This window comes from Cupriavidus sp. 22TCCZM04-2, assembly GCF_057798895.1.
This window is the reverse complement of sequence record NZ_JBYOJS010000001.1, coordinates 281,123-305,547: the sequence shown is the minus strand read 5'-3', so window position 1 is coordinate 305,547 and position 24,425 is coordinate 281,123. Positions and strand designations below refer to the sequence as shown.

The window sequence follows — 24,425 nt, the reverse complement described above, 5'->3', positions numbered from 1 at the left end:
CGGCATTTGCTGCTTTCCTCTGTTGAGGTGAGACATGATCTTGACCCGCAAGCGCGCGGCGCAGGGCACATCGACCCGGCTGGCTGACAACCTCGCTCAGACTAATGCGTCGGGAACCGGCCGCCTTTCCACGCGGCTCGCCGCGGGCCTGGCCGGCGCCATGCCGACCATGGACCGGCGCAGCTTCCTCAAGCGCTCCGGCATTGGTGTCGGGGCCGGACTGGCGGCCTCGCAACTGACGCTGCTGCGCAAGGCCGATGCCGCCGATGACAAGACCGTTGCCGCTGCCGAAGGCAAGGGCGGCATCGTGGTGAGGCGCACCGTGTGCGGCCACTGCTCGGTGGGCTGCGCGGTCGATGCCGTGGTGCAGAACGGCGTTTGGGTGCGGCAGGAACCGGTGTTCGACTCGCCCATCAATATGGGCGCGCACTGTGCCAAGGGCGCCGCGCTGCGCGAGCACGGCCACGGCGAATATCGCCTCAAGTACCCGATGAAGCTGGTCAACGGCAAGTACCAGCGTATCGGCTGGGACCAGGCGCTCGACGAGATCACCGCGAAGATGAAGGATATCCGCCAGCAGACCGGACCGGATTCCATGTTCTTCATCGGCTCTTCCAAGCACAGCAACGAGCAGTCCTACCTTTTGCGCAAATGGGTGTCTTTCTTCGGCACCAACAACACCGACCACCAGGCGCGCATCTGCCACTCCACCACCGTGGCGGGCGTGGCGAACACCTGGGGCTACGGGGCGATGACGAACTCGTACAACGATATGCAGAACGCGAAAGCGGCTCTGTATATCGGCTCCAACGCGGCCGAGGCGCACCCGGTGTCGATGCTGCACCTGCTGCATGCGAAGGAGAATGGCTGCAAGGTGATCGTGGTGGACCCGCGCTTCACGCGCACGGCCGCGAAGGCCGACCACTACGTGCGCATCCGTTCGGGCACCGATATCGCCTTCCTGTTCGGGGTGCTGTACCACGTCTTCCAGAATGGCTGGGAAGACCCGAAGTACCTGCACGACCGCGTCTACGGCATGGATAAGGTCAAGGAAGACGTCCTGGCCAAGTGGTCGCCGGACAAGGTCGAGGAAGTCTGCGGCGTGCCCGAGGCGCAGGTGAAGATGGTCGCCGAGATCATGGCGAAGAACCGGCCCAGCACGCTGGTCTGGTGCATGGGCCAGACCCAGCACTCGATCGGCAACGCCATCGTGCGCGCGTCGTGCATCGTGCAGCTTGCGCTTGGCAATATCGGCGTCTCCGGTGGCGGCGCCAACATCTTCCGCGGGCATGACAACGTGCAGGGCGCCACCGACGTCGGCCCCAATCCGGATTCACTGCCTGGCTACTACGGCCTGGCCACGGGCGCGTGGAAGCACTATGCGGCCGTGTGGGGAGTCGACTACGACTGGATCAAGCAGCAGTTCGTCTCGCAGGCAATGATGGAGAAGTCCGGTTCTACCGTGTCGCGCTGGATCGACCTGGTCACCGAGAAGAACGAACTGCTCGACCAGGACAACAACGTGCGCGGGGTGTTCTTCTGGGGCCATGCGCCGAACTCGCAGACGCGCGGCCTGGAAATGAAGAAGGCCATGGACAAGCTCGACCTGCTGGTCGTGGTCGACCCGTATCCCTCCGCCACTGCGGCCATGGCCAACATGCCGGGCGCGGAAGGCGAAAAGGTCAACCCGAACCGCGCGGTCTACCTGCTGCCGGCCTGCACGCAGTTCGAGACCTCGGGTTCGTGCACGGCGTCCAACCGTTCGCTGCAATGGCGCGACAAGGTGATCGAGCCGCTGTTCGAATCGATGCCCGACCACACCATCATGCAGGCCTTCGCGGACAAGCTCGGCTTTGGCAAGGAGCTGTCGAAGAACTACAAGATGATCGAGGTGAAGCGCGCCGGCCGCACATGGATGGAGCCGGAGATCGAGTCGATCCTGCGCGAGATCAACCGCAGCAACTGGACCATCGGCTACACCGGCCAGTCGCCGGAACGGCTCAAGGCCCATATGCGCAATATGCAGATGTTCGACGTGAAGACGTTGCGCTGCAAGGGCGGCAAGGATGCCGCGACCGGCTATGACCTGACCGGCGACTACTTCGGCCTGCCGTGGCCGTGCTACGGCACGCCGGAACTCAAGCACCCGGGCTCGCCCAACCTGTACGACACCAGCAAGCACGTGATGGAAGGCGGCGGCAATTTCCGCGCGAACTTCGGCGTGGAGCGCGACGGTGTCAACCTGCTGGCCGAGGACGGTTCGTACTCGAAGGGGGCCGAGATCACCACGGGCTATCCCGAGTTCGATCACGTGCTGCTCAAGAAGCTGGGCTGGTGGGACGACCTGACGGACGCCGAGAAAAAGGCCGCCGAAGGCAAGAACTGGAAAACCGACCTGTCGGGCGGCATCCAGCGCGTGGTGCTCAAGGTGCATGGCTGCCATCCGTTTGGCAACGCCAAGGCGCGTGCCGTGGTGTGGAACTTCCCTGACCCGATCCCGCAGCACCGCGAGCCCTTGTACTCGACGCGGCCCGACATGGTCGCGAAGTACCCGACCCACGACGACAAGATGGCGTTCTGGCGCCTGCCCACGCTGTACAAGACCGTGCAGCAGCGCAACGTCGAGAACAAGGTCTACGAGAAGTTCCCGATCATCCTGACCTCCGGCCGCCTGGTCGAATACGAGGGCGGCGGCGAGGAGACCCGGTCGAACCCGTGGCTGGCCGAACTGCAGCAGGAGAACTTCGTCGAGATCAATCCGGTCGCCGCGTCCCAGCGCGGCATCCGCAATGGCGACTTCTGCTGGGTCAGGACGCCTACCGGCGCCACCCTGAAGGTGCGCGCGCTCGTGACGGAACGCGTCGGCCCGGACACCGCGTTTATCCCGTTCCATTTCTCGGGCTGGTGGCAGGGCAAGGACCTGAAGACGTACTACCCGGATGGCGCCATGCCGATCGTGCGTGGCGAGGCCGTCAACACGGGTACGACGTACGGATACGACTCGGTGACGATGATGCAGGAAACCAAGACCACCATTTGCCAGATCGAACGCTTTGCATAAGGGCAGGATGAAACCATGGCACGCATGAAATTTATCTGTGACGCCGAACGCTGCATCGAGTGCAATAGCTGCGTCACCGCCTGCAAGAACGAGAACGAGGTGCCATGGGGCGTCAACCGGCGCCGCGTGGTCACCATCAACGACGGCATGGTCGGCGCGGAGAAGTCGATCTCCGTCGCCTGCATGCACTGCTCGGATGCGCCGTGCATGGCGGTCTGCCCGGTCGACTGCTTCTACCGCACCGAGGACGGCGTGGTGCTGCACGACAAGGACGTCTGCATCGGCTGCGGCTACTGCTCGTACGCGTGCCCGTTCGGCGCGCCGCAGTTTCCATCCACCGGTACCTTCGGCGTGCGCGGCAAGATGGACAAGTGCACCTTCTGCGCGGGCGGCCCCGAGAAGAACGGCTCCGAAGCGGAATTCGAGAAATACGGCCGCAACCGGCTGGCCGAGGGCAAGCTGCCGCTGTGCGCGGAAATGTGCTCGACCAAGGCGCTGCTCGGCGGCGACGGCGACGTGATCGCCGACATCCTGCGCAACCGCGTGATCAAGCGCGGCAAGGGCGGCGATGTGTGGGGCTGGGGCACCGCATACGGGAATCGTGGCGGCGCCCAGCAGGCGCCCGCCGCACCGGCGGCACCTGCCGCACCGGCCAACCCGGCTCCTGCCAGCGGCAACGGAGGGCAACCATCATGACGCGCATTCCGATGGCGGCCATGCTGGCCGTGGCCGGCTTGCTGCTCGCGGGCTGTGGCGAGAAGCCGCAGACCACGACGGCTTCGCACAAGAAGTCGGATGCGGTCGCCTACCAGGGCGCGCCGGACGACCCGTTCGTCGTCAAGGGCTGGACCGCCGGTGACAAGACCAGCTGGACCAACCAGATCCGACAGCGCAACCAGCTGCAGAACGAATACAACCGCACGCCGTGACTGCACCGCAGGCAGGGCGGGGTGATGACCCGAAGGAGCGCATATGAGGCCCACGCAGAATATGTGCGGCTGGCGTACCTGGCTTGCCGCCGGTGCCCTGGCCATGTTGACGTTCGCCAGCGGTGGCGCTGCCGCGCAGGCGCCGGCCCCGGCGCCGCAAACCGCTCAGGCCCCGCAGATTCAGCCCACGCAAGCGGCTGACGCGAACAACCCGGCCACGCATCCGGTGCAGCCGTATGCCGGCATTGCCTCGGAGAACATCTTCAACGTGCCGCGCCGCGACATCGCCAATGAGGCGCGGTCGCAGAAGGAGCGCACGCTGACGCAGCCTGGCAACAATGCGCCGGTCTGGCGCGAGGTCAATTCCGACCAGGCCCACTACAGCAGCCTGCCGTACAAGGAGGCCGGCGTGCTGATCCAGCGCACCGGGCAGCAGTGGCGGCTGTTCCGCAATGGCGTGATCACGGTTTGGGGCGGCTGGCTGCTGGTGGTGGTGCCGCTGGCGATCCTCGGCTTCTTCCTCTGGCGTGGCGCGATCCCGCTGCGCGAGCCGCGCACCGGACGCATGATCGAACGCTTTACGCCGTTCGAGCGCATTGTCCACTGGACCATGGCGATCGCGTTCGTGCTGCTCGCGGTCTCGGGCATCGTGATGCTGTTCGGCAAGCATTTCCTGTTGCCGTTGATGGGCCATACGCTGTTCGGCTGGCTCACCTACCTGCTGAAGAACATCCATAACCTGGCCGGCCCGGTGTTCACGCTGTCGATCATCGTCGCCTTCGTGATTTTCGTGCGCAGCAACCTGCCCAGCCGCGATGACCTGCACTGGCTGACCAGCCTCGGCGGCCTGGCAAGCGGCAAGCATGTGCCGAGCGGCCGCTTCAATGCCGGCGAGAAGATGTGGTTCTGGGCAGGCCTGGTGATCTTCGGCCTGATCCTGTCCGCGTCGGGCTGGGTGCTCGACATGATCGTGCCCGGGCTCGACTACTACCGCGCCACCATGCAGATCGCCAACGTGATCCACGGCATCGCCGCGGTGCTGATGATCGCGATGTCGCTTGGCCATATCTACATGGGCACCATCGGCATGGAAGGCGCCTACCGCGCCATGCGCGACGGCTGGGTCGACGAGGCCTGGGCCAAGGAGCATCACGAGCACTGGTATGACGACATCAAGGCCGGCAAGATCCCGGTCCAGCGCTCGGCGACGCCGGAGCCCAAGGCGGCGCGCCGGCGCAATCCCGGCGAAGCTTGAGGCACCGGCATGGCACCCTTTCACCGGATACTGACCATGAAACGCATGCTGATGCTGATTGCCCTGGCCGCCGGCGCCATGGGTACCCAGGGCGCGCTGGCCAAGCTGCCGCCGCCGACCGATGCGCAGCAGGCCAAGGCCGCGGAGACCAAGGCGCGTACGGCCTGGGCCGACAAGGTCGCGGCGTTCCATCTGTGCAAGTCGCAGGACAGGATCGCGGCGCGCTACTACAGCGACATGAAGGCCCGTGGCAATGCCACGCACGAGCCCGCGCAGACTGCCGCCTGTGCGGATCCCGGGCCGTACGTGGCGCCCCAGGCGCCAGTCGCCGCAGCGGCAGTACAATCGACCGCAAAGGCGCCTTAACCCTGGCCCCATCGCTAGAAAGCCGGCGTGGGGCAAACCCGAGCAGCCCGACTTCGCCACCCATGCCCCTGCGTCCCGAACTCACCCACGCGGCCGTTCCCCTGATCGAAGAAGTGGAGGTTGTCGATGAACTGGGGCGTGCCCGCCCGGCTTACCTGCCTGGGGAGCGCCCGCTCACGGTCTATCTCGACAAGCGCGAACTGGTAACGCTGATGACGCTGGGCGGGGCGCCCGAACACCTGGTGCTCGGCTACCTGCGCAACCAGCGGCTGGTCGAGTCGATCGAGGACATCGCCGCCGTGCAGGTCGACTGGGAGACCGAATCGGCCGCAGTGACCACCCGGACGGGCATCGACCGCATCGAGGAACGCACCGCGCGCCGCGTGGTCACCACGGGCTGCGGGCAGGGCACGGTGTTCGGCTCGCTGCTCGACGAGATCGACAATGTCCGGCTGCCGGCCGGGGCCACGCTGGACCAGGACACCTTGTACGGCATCATCGACACCATCCGGCTGCAGCAGTCGGTGTACAAGCAGGCGGGATCGGTGCATGGCTGTGCGCTGTTCCGCGGCAGCGAGCTGCTGATGTTCGTGGAGGACGTGGGCCGCCATAACGCGGTCGACGCGATTGCGGGCCGCATGTGGCTGGAAGACATGCGCGGCGACGACAAGGTCTTCTACACCACCGGGCGCCTGACTTCCGAAATGGTGATCAAGGGCGCGCAGATGGGGATTCCTTTCCTGCTGTCGCGTTCAGGCGTGACGCAGATGGGCTACCAGATGGCGCAGCGGGTCAATCTGACACTGTTCGCAAGGTGTACGGGCAAGCATTTCCTGCTCTACACGGGGAACGAACGCTTCCATCATCGGTTGCCTGAGGAGGTTGTTGCGTAGGCAGCACTTCAATTGAGCGGCGCGCGGGCGGATTGGTTGTACAATTCGGCGCACTCTGCCCTAAGCGTTTACCCTCCCGACCCTATGAGCATCAAATCCGACAAGTGGATCCGCCGCATGGCGGAACAGCACGGCATGATCGAGCCGTTCGAACCCGGCCAGGTGCGGGAGGCCGACGGGCGCAAGATCGTGTCGTACGGCACGTCGAGCTACGGCTACGACATCCGCTGCGCCGACGAATTCAAGATCTTCACCAATATCAACAGCACCATCGTCGATCCGAAGAACTTCGACGAGAAATCGTTCGTGGATTTCAAGGGCGACGTCTGCATCATCCCGCCGAACTCGTTCGCGCTGGCGCGCACGATGGAGTACTTCCGCATTCCGCGCAGCGTGCTGACCATCTGCCTGGGCAAGAGCACCTATGCACGCTGCGGCATCATCGTCAACGTGACGCCGTTCGAGCCCGAGTGGGAAGGCTATGTGACGCTGGAGTTCTCCAACACCACGCCGCTGCCCGCCAAGATCTACGCCGGCGAAGGCTGCGCCCAGGTGCTGTTCTTCGAGAGCGACGAAGTCTGCGAGACCTCGTACGCCGACCGCGGCGGCAAGTACCAGGGCCAGCACGGCGTCACACTGCCGAAGACCTGAGCGCATTACAATGCCGGCGTTTGCCGGAACGGACGGCCCGCGATAGATCGACGCGCGGGCGCCAAGACCTGACGTGAGAGCCACATGTCGCCGTCGCAGGGGAACCCCTGCCGGCCATGTGGCTCAGTCCTTTATGTCCTGCTTTCCCATCAAGGATGCCCGATGAAATTCCGCTTCCCCGTCATCATCATTGACGAAGACTTCCGCTCCGAGAACATCTCCGGCTCGGGCATCCGCGCGCTGGCCGAAGCGATCGAGAAGGAAGGCATGGAGGTCATGGGCCTGACCAGCTACGGCGACCTGACCTCGTTCGCGCAGCAGTCGAGCCGTGCTTCGACCTTTATCGTGTCGATCGACGACGACGAGTTCGTGACCGCCGATGACCGTCCCGAAGCGGCCGCCATCGAGAAGCTGCGCGCGTTCGTCAACGAAGTGCGCCGCCGCAACACCGACCTGCCGATCTTCCTGTACGGCGAGACCCGCACCTCGCGCCATATCCCGAACGATATCCTGCGCGAGCTGCACGGCTTCATCCACATGTTCGAGGACACCCCCGAATTCGTGGCGCGCCACATCATCCGCGAAGCCAAGGTCTATCTCGACACGCTGGCGCCGCCGTTCTTCAAGGCGCTGATCGACTACGCGCAGGATTCGTCGTACTCGTGGCACTGCCCGGGCCACTCGGGCGGCGTGGCATTCCTGAAGAGCCCGGTGGGCCAGGTGTTCCACCAGTTCTTCGGCGAGAACATGCTGCGCGCCGACGTCTGCAACGCGGTCGACGAACTCGGCCAGCTGCTGGACCATACCGGCCCGGTGGCGGCGTCCGAGCGCAATGCCGCGCGCATCTTCAATTCGGACCACATGTACTTCGTGACCAATGGCACGTCGACGTCGAACAAGATGGTGTGGCACGCCAACGTGGCGCCGGGGGACATCGTGGTGGTGGACCGCAACTGCCACAAGTCGATCCTGCACGCGATCATGATGACCGGCGCGATCCCGGTGTTCCTGATGCCGACGCGCAACCACTACGGCATCATCGGCCCGATTCCGAAGAGCGAATTCGATCCGGAAACCATCCGGCGCAAGATCGCCAACCACCCGTTCGCCAGCAAGGCGAAAAACCAGAAGCCGCGCATCCTGACGATCACGCAGGGCACCTATGACGGCGTGCTGTACAACGCCGAGCAGATCAAGGAGATGCTGGCCTCGGAAATCGACACGCTGCATTTCGATGAAGCGTGGCTGCCGCATGCGGCATTCCACGACTTCTATCACGACATGCACGCGATCGGCCGCGGGCGCCCGCGCAGCAAGGACGCGCTGGTGTTCGCCACGCAGTCCACGCACAAGCTGCTTGCCGGGCTGTCGCAGGCCTCGCAGATCCTCGTGCAGGATTCCGAGACGCGCAAGCTGGACCGCTACCGTTTCAACGAGGCGTACCTGATGCACACCTCGACCAGCCCGCAGTACTCGATCATCGCCTCGTGCGACGTGGCCGCGGCGATGATGGAAGCGCCGGGCGGCACCGCGCTGGTGGAAGAAAGCATCCAGGAAGCGCTGGACTTCCGCCGCGCCATGCGCAAGGTGGAGGGCGAGTACGACGCCGGCCACAACGGCGACTGGTGGTTCAAGGTCTGGGGTCCCGACACGCTGAACGAAGAGGGCATGCCGGAGCGCGAGGAATGGATGCTCAAGGCCAACGAGCGCTGGCACGGCTTCGGCGACCTGGCCGACGGCTTCAACTTGCTCGACCCGATCAAGGCCACGCTCATTACCCCGGGCCTGGACGTGGACGGCGAGTTCAGCGAGCGCGGCATCCCGGCGGCCATCGTCACCAAGTACCTCGCCGAGCACGGCATCATCATCGAGAAGACGGGTTTGTACTCGTTCTTCATCATGTTCACCATCGGCATCACCAAGGGCCGCTGGAACTCGCTGGTGACCGAGCTGCAGCAGTTCAAGGACGACTACGACCAGAACCAGCCGCTGTGGCGCGTGCTGCCCGAGTTCGTCGGCAAGCACCCGCAATACGAGCGCATGGGCCTGCGTGATCTGTGCGACGCCGTGCACAGCGTCTACAAGGCCAACGACGTGGCGCGCGTGACGACCGAGATGTACCTGTCGGACATGGAGCCGGCGATGAAGCCGTCGGATGCGTGGGCAATGATGGCGCACCGCGAGATCGAGCGCGTGCCAGTCGACGAGCTCGAGGGCCGCGTCACGGCCATCCTGCTGACGCCGTATCCGCCTGGCATCCCGCTGCTGATCCCGGGCGAGCGCTTCAACCGCATCATCGTCCAGTACCTGAAGTTCGCGCGCGAGTTCAACAAACTCTTCCCGGGTTTCGAGACCGACGTGCACGGACTGGTGCTGGAAGAGGTGGATGGGCAGAAGGCCTACTTCGTGGATTGCGTGAAGCAGGGTAGCTGAGCGTTACGTTGAGGCAGCAATGCGGCGGGCTGCCTGTTGGCAATCCGTCGCTTTCGTTTGCAGTGCACGCATCCGTGCCGGACGGCCCGGTCGCTTCTCTTCTTTCCCGACGCAAGTGGGAGAAAGGTTGGGGAGGAACCCCGGCTGCTCACGCCTTCCAGTCCACATCGAAGTCGCTCAGGTAGTCATCCACTGCCGCGCCGACCGTGGGATGGAAAGCATCCTTCCCCAGCTTGTCGAACAGCTCGAAGCGCTTGAGCTTGTCCTTGACGGGGTCCTTCATCTCCGCAAAGTGCAGTTCGATGCCGCGCTCGTCCAGGGTCTTGTCGAGTTCGCGCAGCATGTCGGCCGAGGTCACGTCGACGCTGGTGACCGGCTCGGCCGCCACCACCACGCGCCGCACCGCCGTGGGCGAGGCTTCGACGGCGCGCTGCACGCAGTCCTGGAACAGTTCGGCATTCGCGAAGAACAGCGGCGCGTCCCAGCGGAACAGCACCAGCCCCGGCACCCGGCGCGCGTTCGGGTAGCGCTCCACGTCGTGGTAGCCGCGCACGCCGTCGGCGCGGCCGAGCACCGCGTGGTGCGGGCGCCAGCCATCCCAAAGGAACTCGATGATGGCGATGACCACGGCCAGGCCGATGCCCGGCACCGCGCCGAAGACGGCAACGCCGGCAAAGCATGCCATCGCCAGCCAGAATTCCCACTGCTGGATGCGGTAGATCCGCTTGAGGTCGGCAAACTCGAACAGGCCGATGGCCGCCGCGATGACGACGGCGGCCAGTGCGCTGCTGGGCAGGTAGCGCATCAGGTCCGGCGCAAACAGCAGCAACGCCGCGACCGCCAGCGCGCCGACCACGCCGGTCAGTTGCGTGCGCGCGCCGGCGGCTTCAGCCACCGGCGTGCGTGACGCGCTGCTGCTGATCGGAAAGCCCTGGAACAGCCCGGCAGCGAGGTTGGCGGCGCCCAGCCCGACCATTTCCTGGTTCGGATCGACCGGATATTTCAGGCGCGCCGCGTAGGTGCGCGACAGCACACTGGTATCGGCGAACGCGACCAGGGCGACGGCGCAGCCGCCCACCACGATATGGGTGAGATCGACCCCGCTCAGGTACGGCAAGGCGAACGCGGGCAGGCCTTGAGGCATCTTGCCGAGCACTTTGACCCCGTGTGCATCGAGACCGAACAGGCTCACGCTCAGCGTGGCCAGCACCACCGCGATCAGCACGCCGGGCACGCGCTCGAACCGCTTCAGCAGCAGGATCAGCACCAGGCTCGCGCCGCCCACGGCCACGCTGTACAGGTTGGCCTTGCCGGCCGCCACGGCAGTGCCCAGGCTCCATAGCTCCCGCAACGGCCCCGCATCTTCGATCGAAATGCCGAACAGCTTGGGCAACTGGCTGACCAGCACGGTGAACGCGATGCCGTTCATATAGCCATAGCGGATCGGCTTGGACAGCAGCTCGGTGATAAAGCCCAGCCGCAACAGGCCGACGACGATGCAGACCACGCCCGATACCACCGCCATCATGCTGGCGATGGTGATGGCGCGCGCCGGGTCGCCGGCGGAGAGCTGCACCACCACGGCGAGGATCGGTGCCGCCAGCGCGGAGTCGGGCCCCAGCACCAGGATGCGGCTCGGGCCGAACAGCGCGTAGGCAAGCAGCGGGATGATGGTGGCGTACAGGCCATAGATGCCTGGCACGCCCGATGCCTCGGCATAGGCGATCCCGACCGGCACCAGCATGGTGGTGAGCACCAGCCCCGCCGCCAGGTCGCGCGGGAACCAGGCGGCCTCGTACGTGCGCAGCATCTGCAAGCCCGGCAGCCAGTGCAGCCAGCCGGAAGTGGAAGGGGCTTTCGCCGACTTGCGAGCCTGGGGACTGAGGGGTGGGTTGGACACGGTGCTCCCTTCTTGCGGTAACGCCACAGGGTTCGATGTGGACGATTCCTAGCATAGCAATCGGCGCAGGCCGCCGGGCATGGCGTTTGCAACGTCACGGGTTCAGGTCTGAGATCGATTGCCGGACAGCCAGTGCAGGGAGTCCTTCTGCTGCGGCGCGGCATGGTTCCCGGTGAGCAATCGCCTGTCAGGGGTGGCGCCAGCGACAGCCAGCCGCGTCTTGCCGCGATGGAATGAGGCGGGCAAGGCTGCCGTGGCCGCGCTGGCATCGCCTTGCCGGCGTGGGCTGCCTTTCGATGGCACGGAGCAGCGAATCGTGCAGGCTCCGCGGCGAAGGCGGTCCTTGCAACCGGTGGTCAAACTTTTCTGCAAAGGCATAGCCCGTCGATGAAAATCGCCCAAATTGCCCCTCTCCTGGAAGCATGCCCGCCACGGCAATACGGCGGTACCGAGCGCGTCGTTGCGTACCTGACGGACGAACTGGTCCGGCAGGGGCACGACGTTACGCTGTTTGCCAGCGGCGATTCATCGACTGCCGCCAGGCTGGTCAGCTGCGCGCCGCGCGCCTTGCGCACCGACCCGTCGGTGCGCGACATCGTGCCGTATCACGTGATGATGCTCGACGAAGTGGGCCGGCAGGCGGACGATTTCGACGTCCTGCATTTCCACACCGACCTGCTGCATTTCCCGCTGGCGCGGCGCCTGGCCGACCGCACCGTGACGACGCTGCATGGCAGGCAGGACCTGCCGGACCTGGCGGCGTTCTACTCTGCCTTCGCAAGGGTGCCACTGGTATCGATCTCGCTGGCACAGCGCGACCCCATGCCGCCGGTCCACTGGCTCGGGAACGTCTATCATGGCCTGCCCGCACGGTTGCTGCCGTTTCATGCGGTGGCGCGCGGGGGATACCTCGCCTTCCTCGGACGCATTTCGCCCGAGAAGCGCCCGGACCGCGCCATCAAGATTGCCGTGCAAAGCGGCATGCCGCTGAAGATCGCCGCCAAGATCGACCGTGTCGACCGCGCATACTGGGACGCCGACATCGCGCCGCTGGTCAGCCGGCACGCCAATGTCGAGTATCTTGGAGAAATCAGCGAACGGGAAAAGGCACGGTTTCTCGGCGGCGCGCGTGCGCTGCTGTTCCCGATCGACTGGCCCGAGCCGTTTGGCCTGGCTATGATCGAAGCCATGGCCTGTGGCACCCCGGTGATCGCGTTCCGGTGCGGCTCCGTCCCGGAAGTCGTTGATGACGGAGTCACCGGCTTTATCGTCGACAGTGTCGACGAGGCCGTGGCGGCAGTCAGGCGCATCGGTGACATCGACCGCCGCGCCGTGCGCCGTACGTTCGTTGCACGTTTCAGCGCCGAACGCATGGCTCACGACTACCTGGCACTCTATGGTCGCCTGCGCAGACCGTCGCCGGACGGTTGCGTGCATCCAGACCCGTCCGCCCAGGCGGATGCGGGCCTGCACGTCGCGGCCTGAACCTGGAGAGAAACAATGCTCGACGCTCCCGAAGGCCGGCGCGGCCTGGTGCCGGACGCGACACCCGGCGTGCCCATCGTCATCGCCGCGACGCACTCCCTGCGTCTGACCCAGCCCCGCACGCTCAAGCAAGGCGACACCTTTGCCGTGTTCGACCAGCATGGCGACGCCATTGCCGGTTCCGGCGGCTCGGACGGCATCTTTTGTTGCGACACGCGGCACCTGTCACACTTCCACCTGACCATCAACGGGTGGCGCCCCGTGCTGCTCAGTTCGGTGCTGCGCGACGACGACGCCGCGTTCAGCTGCGACCTGACCAACCCGGACCTCTTCGATGCGCGGGGCGAGATGGTCATGCCTCACGACGTGATCCATGTGCGCCGCTCGCGCTTTCTTTGGGAGGGCACCTGCTATGAGCGGCTGGCGGTACGCAATTTCGATGAAACGCCGCGGCACATCAGCCTGGAACTGGCGTTTGCGGCGGACTTTGCCGACCTGTTCGAGGTGCGCGGGGCCAGGCGCGCGCAGCGCGGTCAAACCCATCCACCCGAGCTGACCGACAGCGGTGCGAAACTCGCCTACACCGGACTCGATGATTGCGTGCGCACCACGCACCTGACGTTCGATCCCGCGCCGACGCAGCTGCGTGGCGACATGGCGGTGTTCGAGCTGGAGCTGATGCCGCACAGGACGCACCTGCTCTACGTCGAAGTCTGCTGTGACAAGGCGCGGCACGACAAGCGCCCGCCGCGCGGCGCTTTCCCGTCGGCCCTGCGGGCCGCGCGTCGTTCGCTGCAGGCGCTGTCCGCGCAGGCCGCAAGCGTGACCACCTCCAACGAAATCTTCAATGAAGCCGTAGGCCGCAGCCTGTCCGATCTGTACATGCTGATCACGAAGACCCCTTACGGCCCGTATCCCTACGCCGGCATTCCGTGGTTCAGCACCTTCTTCGGCCGCGATGCGCTGATCACCGCGATGGAAACCCTGTGGCTGGATCCGGGCATCGCACGCGGTGTGCTGGGTTACCTGGCAGCGAATCAGGCGACGACTTCAGACCCGTCTGCCGATGCCGAGCCGGGCAAGATCCTGCACGAAAGCCGCAAGGGCGAGATGGCCAACCTTGGCGAGGTGCCGTTCCGCCGCTACTACGGCAGCATCGATTCCACGCCGCTGTTCGTCATGCTCGCAGGCGCATACCTGGACCGCACGCACGACTTGGCGACGATCCGAACGCTCTGGCCCGCCATCGAGGCGGCGCTGCGCTGGATCGACAAGTACGGCGACCGCGACGGCGACGGCTTTGTGGAGTACGGCCGGCGCACCAGCGACGGGCTGCTCAACCAGGGCTGGAAGGACAGCCACGATTCGATCTTCCATGCGGACGGCACCCTGGCCGAGGGCCCGATCGCACTGGTGGAGGTGCAGGGCTACGTGTACGCGGCCTGGATGGCGGCCGCGCGGATGGCGCGCAACCTGGGCCACAACGGGCGCGCCACCGCACTCGAAACGCGTGCCGCGCAGCTGCGGCAGCGCTTTGACGAAGCGTTCTTCGACGAGAAACTGGGCACGTACGTGATCGCGCTCGATGGCAACAAGCGGCCATGCCGCGTGCTGTCCTCCAATGCGGGCCACGCGCTCTATACGGGCATCGCACTGCCCGAGCGCGCGCCGGCGGTGGCCGCGGCCCTGATGGGCAGCGCATCGTTCTCAGGCTGGGGCGTGCGGACCCTTGCGTCCAGCGAAAGCCGCTACAACCCGATGAGCTATCACAATGGTTCGGTCTGGCCCCATGACAACGCCATCATCGCCGCGGGGATGGTTCGCTACGGCTTGCGCGACGCGGCGTTGCGCATCTTCGATGGCCTGTTCGCCGCGTCCACCCATATGGACCTGCGGCGCCTGCCCGAGCTGTTCTGCGGCTTCGTGCGCCGGCGCAACCGTGGGCCGACGCTTTATCCGGTGGCCTGCATCCCGCAGGCCTGGGCGGCCGCCACGCCGCTGTCGCTATTGCAAACGTGCCTGAACCTGGACTTCAACGTGGGCGCGCGCGAGATCAGCTTCCACTATCCGGCGCTGCCATCCTTCATGGAAGACCTGGCGCTGCAGGGGCTGTCCATTGCCGATGCGTCGGTGGACCTGATGCTGCGGCGCTCGGGCGGCAGCGTTGTCGTGAACGTGGTGGCGCGGCGGGGGGATGTGCTCGTGACGACGACGAACTGACCGCCGCTGTCCCGCGGCGCAGTAGTCCCACAAGGCAAAGAGCCCCGCGACTGCGGGGCTCTTCCAGGAATTCGACGCTTACTTCTTCTCGAATTCGAACTGCGGCGCCGCCGGCTCCGCTGGTGCCGCCGTTCCCGGCAATTCCAGCGTGCCCGGCGCGGAGGCCGGCTTCTCCGGTTCCCCCCCAAGCGGGATACTCACCTCCGCCCCGGTGTTATGGTGCAACGACCCCTTGTCGAGGAAGACGGTCACCATGCCCGGCCAGAACATCACGGCCAGCACCATCAGCACCTGCAGGCCGACCCAGGGCAGGGCGCCCCAGTAGATGTCCGAGCTCTTGACTTCCTTGGGCGCGATGCCGCGCAGGTAGAACAGCGCGAAGCCGAACGGCGGGTGCATGAACGAAGTCTGCATGTTCACGCACAGCATCACGCCGAACCACACCAGCGCGGCCGTGGCCGCGGCTTCGGGGTTGCCGCCCATCGAGTCGGCGACGACCGGCGCCAGCACCTTCACCGCCACCGGGGCCAGCATCGGCACCACGATGAAGGCGATCTCGAAGAAGTCCAGGAAGAACGCCAGGAAGAAGATGAACAGGTTCACCACGATCAGGAAGCCGATCCAGCCGCCCGGCAGCGAGGTGAACAGGTGCTCGACCCAGGCACCGCCGTCCACGCCCTGGAACACCACCGAGAAGCAGGTCGAGCCGATCAGGATGAACACCACCATCGCCGTGATGCGCGCGGTGGACTGGTAGGCCTCGACGATCAGCAGGCGCAGGTCGGTCATCTGGCCCGACCGGATGATGAGCCACAGGATGACCAGGTACAGCACGGCCAGCGGAACGCGGAACAGATGCGAGCCAAAGGCAAAGACGCCCACCGCCGCGGCGACCAGCGTCGCGGCAATGCCGACGCGGTAGATCAGCCGGTCGGTCTTGCTGAAGGCCTTGTCGCGGATCACCGCCAGCACCAGCGCGCCGACGGCGCCCATGGCGCCCGATTCGGTGGGGGTGGCGATGCCCAGCATGATCGTGCCCAGCACCAGGAAGATCAGCACCGCGCACGGGATGATGCCGCGCAGGCATTTGGACCACAGCGCCCAGCCGCGCAGCGTGCGGAACTCGGCCGGAACCGGCGGCAGCCAGTCGGGCTTGATGCGCGCCAGGAAGAACGTGTACAGCGCAAACAGCGCGATCTGCACCAGCGACGGGCCCCATGCGCCCAGGTACATGCTGCCGACGTCCGCGCTGCCGGCGGGCGTCTTGAGCTGGTCAGCCAGCACCACCAGCACCAGCGAAGGCGGCACCAGCTGCGTGATGGTGCCCGACGCCGCCAGTACGCCGGTGGCGTACTTCATGTTGTAGCGGTAGCGCATCATCACCGGCAGCGAGATCATCGCCATGGCGATCACCTGCGCGGCCACCGTGCCGGTGATCGCGCCCAGGATAAAGCCGACGATGATCACCGAATAACCCAGGCCGCCGCGCACCGGGCCGAACAGCTGGCCCATGGAGTCGAGCATGTCTTCGGCCAGCCCGCATTTCTCCAGGATCGCGCCCATGAAGGTGAAGAACGGGATCGCCAGCAGCAGCTCGTTGGCCAGCACGCTGCCGAACACGCGGCTTGGCACCGCCTGCAGGAAACTCAGCGGGAAGTAGCCCCACTCGATGGCCAGGAAGCCGAACGCCAGGCCGACGGCGGACAGCGAAAATGCGACCGGGAATCCGATCAGCATGAATACCACCAGGCCGCCGAACATCAGCGGCGGCATATGTTCCAATGGGATCATTGCACCGGCCTCTCGTATTTCGATTCGATACGCACCAGGCCTTTCAGGGCGGCGAAGCGCTTGATCAGTTCGGAAACGCCCTGCAAGGCGAGCAGGGCGAAACCGACCGGCACCACCAGCTTGATCGGGTACCGCGGCAGGCCGCCGGAGTTGCCCGATTGCTCCAGGATGCGCCACGACGGCAGGAACAGCGAATCCCAGGACAGCCACGTGAACAGGATGCACGAGGGCAGCAGGAACACGACGATGCCGAAGATGTCGATCCAGTGCTGCGCGCGCTCCGAGACGTTGCCGTAGATCAGGTCGACGCGGACATGTTCATTGCGCTGGAAGGTGTACGAGGCGCCGAACATCACGGCGATCGCAAACATGTACCACTGCAGTTCGAGTGGCCAGTTATCGCTCAAGTTGAAGCCATAGCGCAGCAGGGCGTTGCCTGCGCTGATCAGGCACGACAGCAGGATCATGATGTTTGCAAGCCTGCCCGTGTGCTGATTCAACCTGTCGATCTGTCGTGACAGACCAAGCAAGTAGTTCATGGGTTGTCTCCCCGGTTTTTTGCGGCGATTAGTTTATCTGTAACAAAATGCGTCGGCGCTTGGGGCTAATACCTATCACATTGCGCAAAAATCAGGCGTGCCAAAGAAAAAAGCCACGATGGCCAGGCCATCGTGGCTTTTTCTTGCTTGGAGCTTACGCGGAACTTATAGCGCAGCGCGTGCGGCGGCGATGGCGGCGCGCACCTGGTCCGGTGCGGTGCCGCCGATGTGGTTGCGCGCGGCGACCGAGCCTTCGAGCGTCAGCACGCCATGCACGTCGTCGCCGATCAGCGCGGCCTTGTCGCCCAGGCCGGACACGTCGCGCAGCTCGGCCACGCTCAGGTCGGCCAGGTCGCACTGGCGGCTGTCGCAGGCGCGCACGGCGTGGGCCACGGCCTCGTGCGCGTCGCGGAACGGCAGGCCCTTCTTGACCAGGTAGTCGGCCAGGTCGGTGGCGGTGGCGTAGCCCTGCAGCGCGGCGGCGCGCATGGCTTCCGGCTTGACCGTGATGCCAGGCACCATGTCGGCGAAGATGCGCAGCGTGTCGACCACGGTATCGACCGTGTCGAACAGCGGCTCCTTGTCTTCCTGGTTGTCCTTGTTGTACGCGAGCGGCTGGCCCTTCATCAGCGTCAGCAGGCCGATCAGGTGGCCGTTGACGCGGCCGGTCTTGCCGCGCGCCAGTTCGGGCACGTCGGGGTTCTTCTTCTGCGGCATGATCGAGCTGCCGGTGCAGAAGCGGTCGGCGATGTCGATAAAGCCGACGCGCGGGCTCATCCACAGCACCAGCTCTTCCGAGAAGCGCGACACGTGGGTCATCACCAGCGCGGCGGCGGCGCAGAACTCGATGGCGAAGTCGCGGTCCGAGACAGCGTCCAGCGAGTTGCGGCACACGCCGTCGAAGCCGAGCTGCTGCGCGACGAATTCGCGGTCGATCGGATAGCTAGTGCCGGCCAGCGCGGCGGCGCCCAGCGGCAGGCGGTTGACGCGCTTGCGGCAGTCGGCCATGCGCTCGGCATCGCGCGTGAACATTTCCACGTAGGCCAGCAGGTGGTGGCCGAAGGTCACCGGCTGCGCCACCTGCAGGTGCGTGAAGCCTGGCAGGATCGTATCGGCGTTCTTGTCGGCCAGGTCCAGCAGCGAAACGCGCAGCGCGCCGAGCAGCGCGACGATATTGTCGATCTCGCTGCGCAGCCACAGGCGGATATCGGTCGCGACCTGGTCGTTGCGCGAGCGGCCGGTGTGCAGGCGCTTGCCGGCATCGCCGACCAGCGCGGTCAGGCGCGCTTCGATATTCAGGTGGACGTCTTCGAGATCAAGCTTCCACTCGAAGCCGCCAGCCTCGATCTCGCCCTTGATCTGTGCCATGCCGCGCTCGATCTCGGCGCGGTCGGCTTCGGCGATGATGCCTTGCTTTGCCAGCATGGCCGCATGGGCGAGCGACCCCTGGATGTCGAACAGGGCCAGGCGCTTGTCGAAGAACACCGAGGCGGTGTAGCGCTTCACCAGGTCGGACATCGGTTCGGAGAAGCGGGCGGACCAGGCTTCGCCTTTCTTGGCAAGTTGGGAGGTCGTCATGGACGTCAGGGCTGTGGCTCGCGCGGCGTGCGGCCGGTGCATGACCGTGCGGGGCGGGCGCGAGCGGATTTCGGGGAAACGTGGATTATATCGCCCGCGCGGGCCGGGGAAGGGGGCTTCAGAGCGGCGAGTGGAGCAAGCGCCCCTTGAACACGACCGGGCCGCTCGGCCCATCCGGATTCGGCGATCCGCCGGGCGGTTCGACGCTGACCGCCAGGGCCGGCACGGCTGCGGGGAACCCGGCCAGCGCCAGCCGGGCCGCCCGCTCGCGGCCGATCACGCCGAGCGATTGCGGCTTGCCGTCCTTGGGCAACGCCCACAGCTGCAGGACTTGCTGTCCGGACACGACCGTGTCGTCGAGCCGCTGCACAACCAGCTGCCGGGCCGCGGCATCCCATGACACGAGCAGGGCGGGCTGCGACTGTGCATCGTTCAGCACGGCGACCACCGCGGTCTCGACCAGCGGGCGTTGTGCCATTTGCCGTCCAATGCCCACGGCGAGCACCGCGACGACGGCCATTGCCGCCGCGGCACCGCGCCAGAACACCGGCGCCCCCCACAGCGTTTGCCACCATGGCGCTTGCGCTGCCGCGGCCGAAGGCACAGCTTTCCAGCCGAGCCGTTGCTCGATGCCGCACCACACCGCCTCCACCGGCTCTGCGGACGGTTGCAACTCGGCCATGCCGGACAGCCTGACCTGCCAGTGACCGATCGCGGCACGCACGGCGGGCTCCTCGCGCGCAAGCTGCTCCATCCGGCGCCGCGCGCCGCCGCGCAGTACGCCAAGCGCATATTGAGCGGCGATGCGATCGAGCAGGTCGGGGTGGCGGCTCAGCCTCATGACGCACTCTCCAGGCACGCGCGCAGGCGCTCCAGGCCCCGGCGGATCCAGGATTTGACGGTGCCCAGCGGCATGCTCAGCCGCTGCGCCAGTTCTGCGTGGCTCAGGTCGTGGAGGTAGGCCAGCACGATGGCCTGGCGCTGCGCCTGCTCCAGGCGCTGCAGGCAGCGGTTCAGCGCGCGCGCCTGCTGGCTGGCCAGTGCGAGCTCCGCCGGACCGGCGGCCTCGTCTGCCAGCCATTCGCCCAGTTCCTCGCCGAGTTCCACGGTTTGCGGCAGCCGTGCGGCTGCGGCGCGGCGCAGGCAATCCAGCGCGCGGTTGCGAACGATGGTGGTCATCCACGTCATCGGGGCGGCCAGGTGTGGCCGGTAGTCGACGGCGTGGTGCCAGATGCTGACAAAGCTTTCCTGCACGACATCCTCCGCCCAGTCGCGCCTGCCAGTGATACGCAGCGCAAGACCGAACAGTTTCGTCGCGGTCTGCTCGTAGAGCGCGCGCAGCGCCTGGCGGTCGCCGAGCGCCACGGCCTGCAGCCACGCGGCCAGCCGGTCGTTGTCGGCCGCAGGGGCAAAGGAGGCTTCGGGGGTGGCAGACACGCGCACAGTTCCTGACGGAAGGCTCTGCCGGATTATAGGCAGCGCCGGTGCATCCGATCGCCCGGTAACTGCGTAAAAGGGTCAGGCAAGCCGCACAGCGGACGCTGCCCTTTGATCCCTCACTGGAGAACACCATGGGACGCACATCCACGACGCCGGACCGCCGGCTGGTTCAATCCGCGGACGTTTCCATCGTCACGTTGCCCGACCGGCGCCGGCGCGGCCTGCTCAAGATGCCAGGCCTGTTCGCGCTCGGTTCGCTGGCCGTGCTGAGCCTGGGTGAGTCGATGCCGGCCTGGGCACAGACGGAGTCGGGCAGCACGAAGGACGACATCCGGATCCTCAACGTCGCACTCGGGCTGGAGTACCAGGCGATTGCGGCCTACCAGGTCGGCGCGGAAAGCGGGCTGCTGCAGAAGCCCGTGCTCGATACGGCGGTGAAGTTCCAGAACCACCACAAGGCGCATGCGCAGGTGCTGGCCGGTACGGTATCGAAGCTTGGCGGGTCGCCGGTGATGGCGAAGAAGCCGTCGGAGTATTCGTTCCCGACCGCGCAGCTCAAGACGCAGGCGGACGTGCTGCGTTTTGCGGCGGGGCTGGAGAAGGGCGCCACCGCGGCCTACCTCGGCGTGCTGCCGAATTTCTACAACCGTGACCTGACCAAGGCGGCGGGCAGCATTCTCGGCGACGAGGCCATGCACTGGGCGGTGCTGCTGCATGCGCTGGGCGAAGATCCTGTCCCGGGGGCGTTTGTGGGCTGAGCCAGGCAACAAGGGCCAGATGGACAAGCGCCCGGACGGCAAGCCGTCCGGGCGCTTCCTGACGCAATGGATCAGGCCGGGATCAACCCGTATTGCGCAGTCCCGCCGCCACCCCGTTGATGGTCAGGTGGATACCGCGGCGAACGCGGATATCGTCCCCGTCCTTGCCCGAGCGATAGCGCTTGAGCAGCTCGACCTGCAAGTGGTTGAGCGGGTCCAGGTAGGCAAAGCGGTTCTTGATCGAGCGCGCCAGCAGCGGGTTGTCGGCCAGCCGTTCCTGGTGGCCGGTGACCAGCGCCAGCATCTCGCAGGTCAGGTGCCATTCCTTGCTGATGCGCGCGAACACGTTCTTGCGCAGGGCCGCGTCATCGCAAAGCTGCGCATAGCGCGAGGCCACGGCCAGGTCGGTCTTGGCCAGCACCATGTCCATATTGGACAGCAGCGTGGAGAAGAACGGCCAGGTCTTGACCATCTTGCGCAGCGTGGCCACGGCAACCTTGCGCGCCTTGTCGTCCGGCGCGGTGTCCAGCAGCGACTTGACCGCGCTGCCGAAGCCATACCAGCCCGGCAGCAGCAGGCGGCACTGGCCCCACGAGAAGCCCCACGGAATCGCGCGCAGGTCTTCGATGCGGCGGTTCTTCTTGTCCATCAGCTTGCGCGAGGCCGGACGCGAACCGAGGTTCAGGTCGGCGATCTCGGTGATCGGCGTGGTCGCGAAGAAGTAGTCCTTGAAGCCCGGGGTCTCGTACACCAGGTTGCGGTAGGCGCCGAAGGCGCGGTCCGACAGCTGCTGCATGATGCCCTCGAAGGTGCTCAGGTCCTTCGGCGCGTTCTGCTGAGGCAGCAGCGAGGCTTCGAGCGTGGCGGCGATCACGGTTTCCAGGTTGCGCCGGCCGATCTCGCCATTGGCGAACTTGCTGTTGATGATCTCGCCCTGCTCGGTCAGGCGGATCTGCCCGTTCACCGTGCCTGGTGGCTGCGACAGGATGGCCTGGTAGGTCGGGCCGCCGCCGCGGCCAACCGTGCCGCCGCGGCCGTGGAACAGGCGCAGCTTGACCTTGCGCTGCTCGAACAGCTGCACCAGCGCCAGCTCGGCCTTGTACAGCTCCCACGTGGAGGTCAGGAAGCCGCCATCCTTGTTGGAGTCGGAATAACCAAGCATCACCTCCTGCTCGACGCCGTGGTGCTCGATCACCGAATCGAAACCGGGCAGGTCCAGCAGCGACTGCATGATGCCCGCGGCATTCTGCAAGTCCTCGATGGTTTCGAACAGCGGAATGACCATCAGCTCCATGCGAGCCGGGTCGGTCTTGCTGCCCAGCGTGCCCTGCAGCATGCCGGATTCCTTCTGCAGCAGCATGACCTCGACCAGGTCCGACAGCGTTTCCGTGTGCGAGATGATGTAGTTGCGCGCCACGCGCTTGCCGTAGCGCGCGCGCAGTTCGCGCGCCGTCGCCAGGATCGCCAGTTCGTTGCGGGTCTGTTCCGAGTACTCATGCCAGGGCAGGGTCAGCAGGCGCGGCTGGCGCAGCTCGGCCAGCAGCAGTTCCTGCTTGCGCGACTCCGGCAGCGCGGCGTAGTCCTTCTCCACGCCCGCGGCGGCGAACAGCTCGGCCACCACGGCTTCGTGCACGTCGGAGACCTGGCGCATGTCGACCGATGCCAGGTGGAAGCCGAACACGGCGATGGCGCGCACCAGCGCATCGATGCGCGTGCTGGCCAGTGCGCGGCCGTGGTGCGCGCGCAGGGAGTCGATCACGACCTGCACATCGGCGGCGAAGGCTTCGGCGCTGCTGTACGGCTCGGCGTCGGCCACCGGGTGGCGCGGCGCGGCGTGGCCGGTCAGCGCCTTGCTGGTCGCGGCCAGGCGCGCGTAGATGCCGATCAGCGCGCGACGGTAGGGCTCGTCGGCGCGGTGCGCGGAATGGTCGGGAGAGGCTTCGGCCAGTGCCAGCAGCTCGGGGCTGGCGTCGACCATCAGCGACGACATCGACAGCTCGGCGCCCAGCGCATGGACCTCATCCAGATACCAGCCCAGGATCATCTGCGACTGCTGGGTGGCGGCGTGATCGAGCGTCTCGGCCGTGACGTTCGGATTGCCGTCGCGATCGCCGCCGATCCACGAACCCATCTGCATGAACGGCGCGAGCGGCGCTGGCTCTGCCGCGCTGCCCTTGGCCTTGCGCGAGGCCGGGAAGATTGCGGCGATGTCCTCTTCCAGCTCGCTCATCAGTTGCGGGATGCCGTGCAGGAAGGTGGTGCGGTAGTAGGACAGGGCGTTGTCGATCTCGTCCGCCACCGTCAGGCGCGAATCGCGCAGCATGCGGGTCTGCCACAGCGTGGTGACCTTGGCGCGCAGCTGCGCGGTGTTCTGGTCGCGCTCGCGCGCGGTCATCGGCAGGTCGCGCTCGGCCAGCAGACGGGCGATCTCGCGCTCGGCGTCCAGGATGCTCTTGCGCTGGACTTCGGTCGGGTGCGCGGTCAGCACCGGCACGATCAGCGCCTCGTCCAGGAACTTGCGCAGCTGCTTGCCGGTGACGCCGGCGGCGTCGATCTTCTCCAGCGCGTGCTGCAGGCTGCCGTCCTGCGGCGGCGAGCCGGCCAGCGCATGGATGCGGCGGCGGCGGTTGTGGTGCTGGTCCTCGGCGATATTGGCCAGGTGCGAGAAATAGCTGAATGCGCGCACGACCTGGTTGGTCTGGTCGCGCGACAGGCGCTTGAGCAGGCGGTCCAGCTCGGTGGCGGCGGCGCGGTCGTTCTCGCGGCGGAAACGCACGGCGGTCTGGCGGATGGTCTCGACCACCTCGAAGGTGGCGTCGCCTTCCTGCTCGCGCAGGCATTCGCCCAGCAGGCGGCCCAGGAAGCGGATGTCCTCGCGCAGCGGCAGGTCCTTGTCGGCGGCGGAGCGGCGGGCGGGGCTGGTGTTCACGGCGCCGTTGGCGGGCACGACCATCAGGTTTGCCTTTGTAATCTGTTTGGTACGGGTGGCTTTGGAAGCGGTCTTGCGGGTAGGGGCGCCGTTTGCGTCACTCTGGCCTGAGGCCTGGGAGGGGACTTCTCGATTGACCGTGCGTCGGCCGGGGCGCGCAGCGTGCTGCGTCATGCAATCTCCTCTTGCTTTACTTC

At 66.1% G+C, this 24,425-nt stretch carries 18 protein-coding genes; 11 read left to right on the top strand and 7 right to left on the bottom strand.

The window, feature by feature from the left end; translation table 11 throughout:
• Positions 1-34 precede the first annotated feature (34 nt).
• From AC3FKG_RS01375 to AC3FKG_RS01340, 8 genes are all read left to right on the top strand, one after another.
• Positions 35-3,061: a molybdopterin-dependent oxidoreductase gene (locus AC3FKG_RS01375; RefSeq protein ID WP_488742239.1), complete on the top strand. Its 3,027-nt coding sequence runs from the start codon at positions 35-37 to the stop codon at positions 3,059-3,061.
• A 15-nt stretch (positions 3,062-3,076) separates the two neighbouring features.
• Positions 3,077-3,757 (top strand): formate dehydrogenase FDH3 subunit beta, encoded by a 681-nt coding sequence (fdh3B, locus tag AC3FKG_RS01370; RefSeq protein ID WP_483709019.1) that lies wholly within the window; start codon positions 3,077-3,079, stop codon positions 3,755-3,757.
• Positions 3,754-3,990, top strand: a complete 237-nt coding sequence (locus AC3FKG_RS01365; protein ID WP_483731368.1) for a hypothetical protein — start codon at positions 3,754-3,756, stop codon at positions 3,988-3,990. The genes fdh3B and AC3FKG_RS01365 overlap by 4 nt, the downstream gene beginning before the upstream one ends.
• Positions 3,991-4,033: 43 nt before the next feature.
• Positions 4,034-5,245 (top strand): formate dehydrogenase subunit gamma, encoded by a 1,212-nt coding sequence (locus AC3FKG_RS01360; protein WP_488742238.1) that lies wholly within the window; start codon positions 4,034-4,036, stop codon positions 5,243-5,245.
• Between the two features lie 36 nt (positions 5,246-5,281).
• Positions 5,282-5,611 carry a hypothetical protein gene (locus AC3FKG_RS01355; protein WP_488742237.1) on the top strand — a complete coding sequence of 110 codons (330 nt, stop codon included), beginning with the start codon at positions 5,282-5,284 and terminating at the stop codon, positions 5,609-5,611.
• A 62-nt stretch (positions 5,612-5,673) separates the two neighbouring features.
• The gene (locus AC3FKG_RS01350; RefSeq protein ID WP_483709014.1) at positions 5,674-6,504 is read left to right on the top strand and encodes a formate dehydrogenase accessory sulfurtransferase FdhD; all 831 of its coding nucleotides are present in this window, start codon (positions 5,674-5,676) and stop codon (positions 6,502-6,504) included.
• An 84-nt stretch (positions 6,505-6,588) separates the two neighbouring features.
• Complete coding sequence (gene dcd / locus AC3FKG_RS01345) at positions 6,589-7,155, top strand: dCTP deaminase (protein WP_029046089.1); 567 nt, start codon at positions 6,589-6,591, stop codon at positions 7,153-7,155.
• 162 nt (positions 7,156-7,317) lie between these two features.
• Positions 7,318-9,588, top strand: coding sequence for an Orn/Lys/Arg family decarboxylase (locus AC3FKG_RS01340; RefSeq protein WP_483709013.1), 2,271 nt, complete (start codon positions 7,318-7,320; stop codon positions 9,586-9,588).
• A 148-nt stretch (positions 9,589-9,736) separates the two neighbouring features.
• Here AC3FKG_RS01340 and AC3FKG_RS01335 read toward each other — a convergent pair whose 3' ends face one another.
• Complete coding sequence (locus AC3FKG_RS01335) at positions 9,737-11,398, bottom strand: SulP family inorganic anion transporter (protein WP_488742409.1); 1,662 nt, start codon at positions 11,396-11,398, stop codon at positions 9,737-9,739.
• Positions 11,399-11,875: 477 nt separating this feature from the next.
• Between AC3FKG_RS01335 and AC3FKG_RS01330 the strand changes: the two genes are divergently transcribed.
• Together AC3FKG_RS01330 and AC3FKG_RS01325 are read left to right on the top strand one after the other, a co-directional pair.
• Entirely contained in the window at positions 11,876-12,973 is a 1,098-nt protein-coding gene (locus tag AC3FKG_RS01330; protein ID WP_483709012.1) for a glycosyltransferase family 4 protein, read from the top strand.
• Positions 12,974-12,988: 15 nt separating this feature from the next.
• A complete protein-coding gene (locus AC3FKG_RS01325; RefSeq protein WP_488742236.1) occupies positions 12,989-15,193 on the top strand; it encodes an amylo-alpha-1,6-glucosidase in 2,205 nt (734 codons plus the stop codon).
• 78 nt (positions 15,194-15,271) lie between these two features.
• On the opposite strand, the gene AC3FKG_RS01320 is transcribed toward AC3FKG_RS01325, so the two are convergent.
• From AC3FKG_RS01320 to AC3FKG_RS01300, 5 genes are all read right to left on the bottom strand, one after another.
• Positions 15,272-16,984 carry a TRAP transporter large permease gene (locus AC3FKG_RS01320; RefSeq protein WP_488742235.1) on the bottom strand — a complete coding sequence of 571 codons (1,713 nt, stop codon included), beginning with the start codon at positions 16,982-16,984 and terminating at the stop codon, positions 15,272-15,274.
• Positions 16,981-17,523: a TRAP transporter small permease subunit gene (locus tag AC3FKG_RS01315; protein WP_483709007.1), complete on the bottom strand. Its 543-nt coding sequence runs from the start codon at positions 17,521-17,523 to the stop codon at positions 16,981-16,983. The genes AC3FKG_RS01320 and AC3FKG_RS01315 overlap by 4 nt, the downstream gene beginning before the upstream one ends.
• A gap of 165 nt (positions 17,524-17,688) precedes the next feature.
• The gene (gene argH / locus AC3FKG_RS01310) at positions 17,689-19,101 is read right to left on the bottom strand and encodes an argininosuccinate lyase (RefSeq protein WP_483709006.1); all 1,413 of its coding nucleotides are present in this window, start codon (positions 19,099-19,101) and stop codon (positions 17,689-17,691) included.
• A gap of 118 nt (positions 19,102-19,219) precedes the next feature.
• A complete protein-coding gene (locus AC3FKG_RS01305) occupies positions 19,220-19,942 on the bottom strand; it encodes an anti-sigma factor (protein ID WP_488742234.1) in 723 nt (240 codons plus the stop codon).
• On the bottom strand, positions 19,939-20,538 hold the full coding sequence (locus tag AC3FKG_RS01300) for a sigma-70 family RNA polymerase sigma factor (protein WP_488742233.1): 600 nt from the start codon (positions 20,536-20,538) through the stop codon (positions 19,939-19,941). The genes AC3FKG_RS01305 and AC3FKG_RS01300 overlap by 4 nt, the downstream gene beginning before the upstream one ends.
• Positions 20,539-20,672: 134 nt before the next feature.
• Between AC3FKG_RS01300 and AC3FKG_RS01295 the strand changes: the two genes are divergently transcribed.
• Positions 20,673-21,299 (top strand): ferritin-like domain-containing protein, encoded by a 627-nt coding sequence (locus AC3FKG_RS01295; protein WP_483709002.1) that lies wholly within the window; start codon positions 20,673-20,675, stop codon positions 21,297-21,299.
• A gap of 82 nt (positions 21,300-21,381) precedes the next feature.
• Here the strand turns inward: AC3FKG_RS01295 and ppc are convergent, their stop codons facing one another.
• Positions 21,382-24,402 (bottom strand): phosphoenolpyruvate carboxylase, encoded by a 3,021-nt coding sequence (ppc, locus tag AC3FKG_RS01290; protein WP_483709001.1) that lies wholly within the window; start codon positions 24,400-24,402, stop codon positions 21,382-21,384.
• Positions 24,403-24,425: the final 23 nt, after the last annotated feature.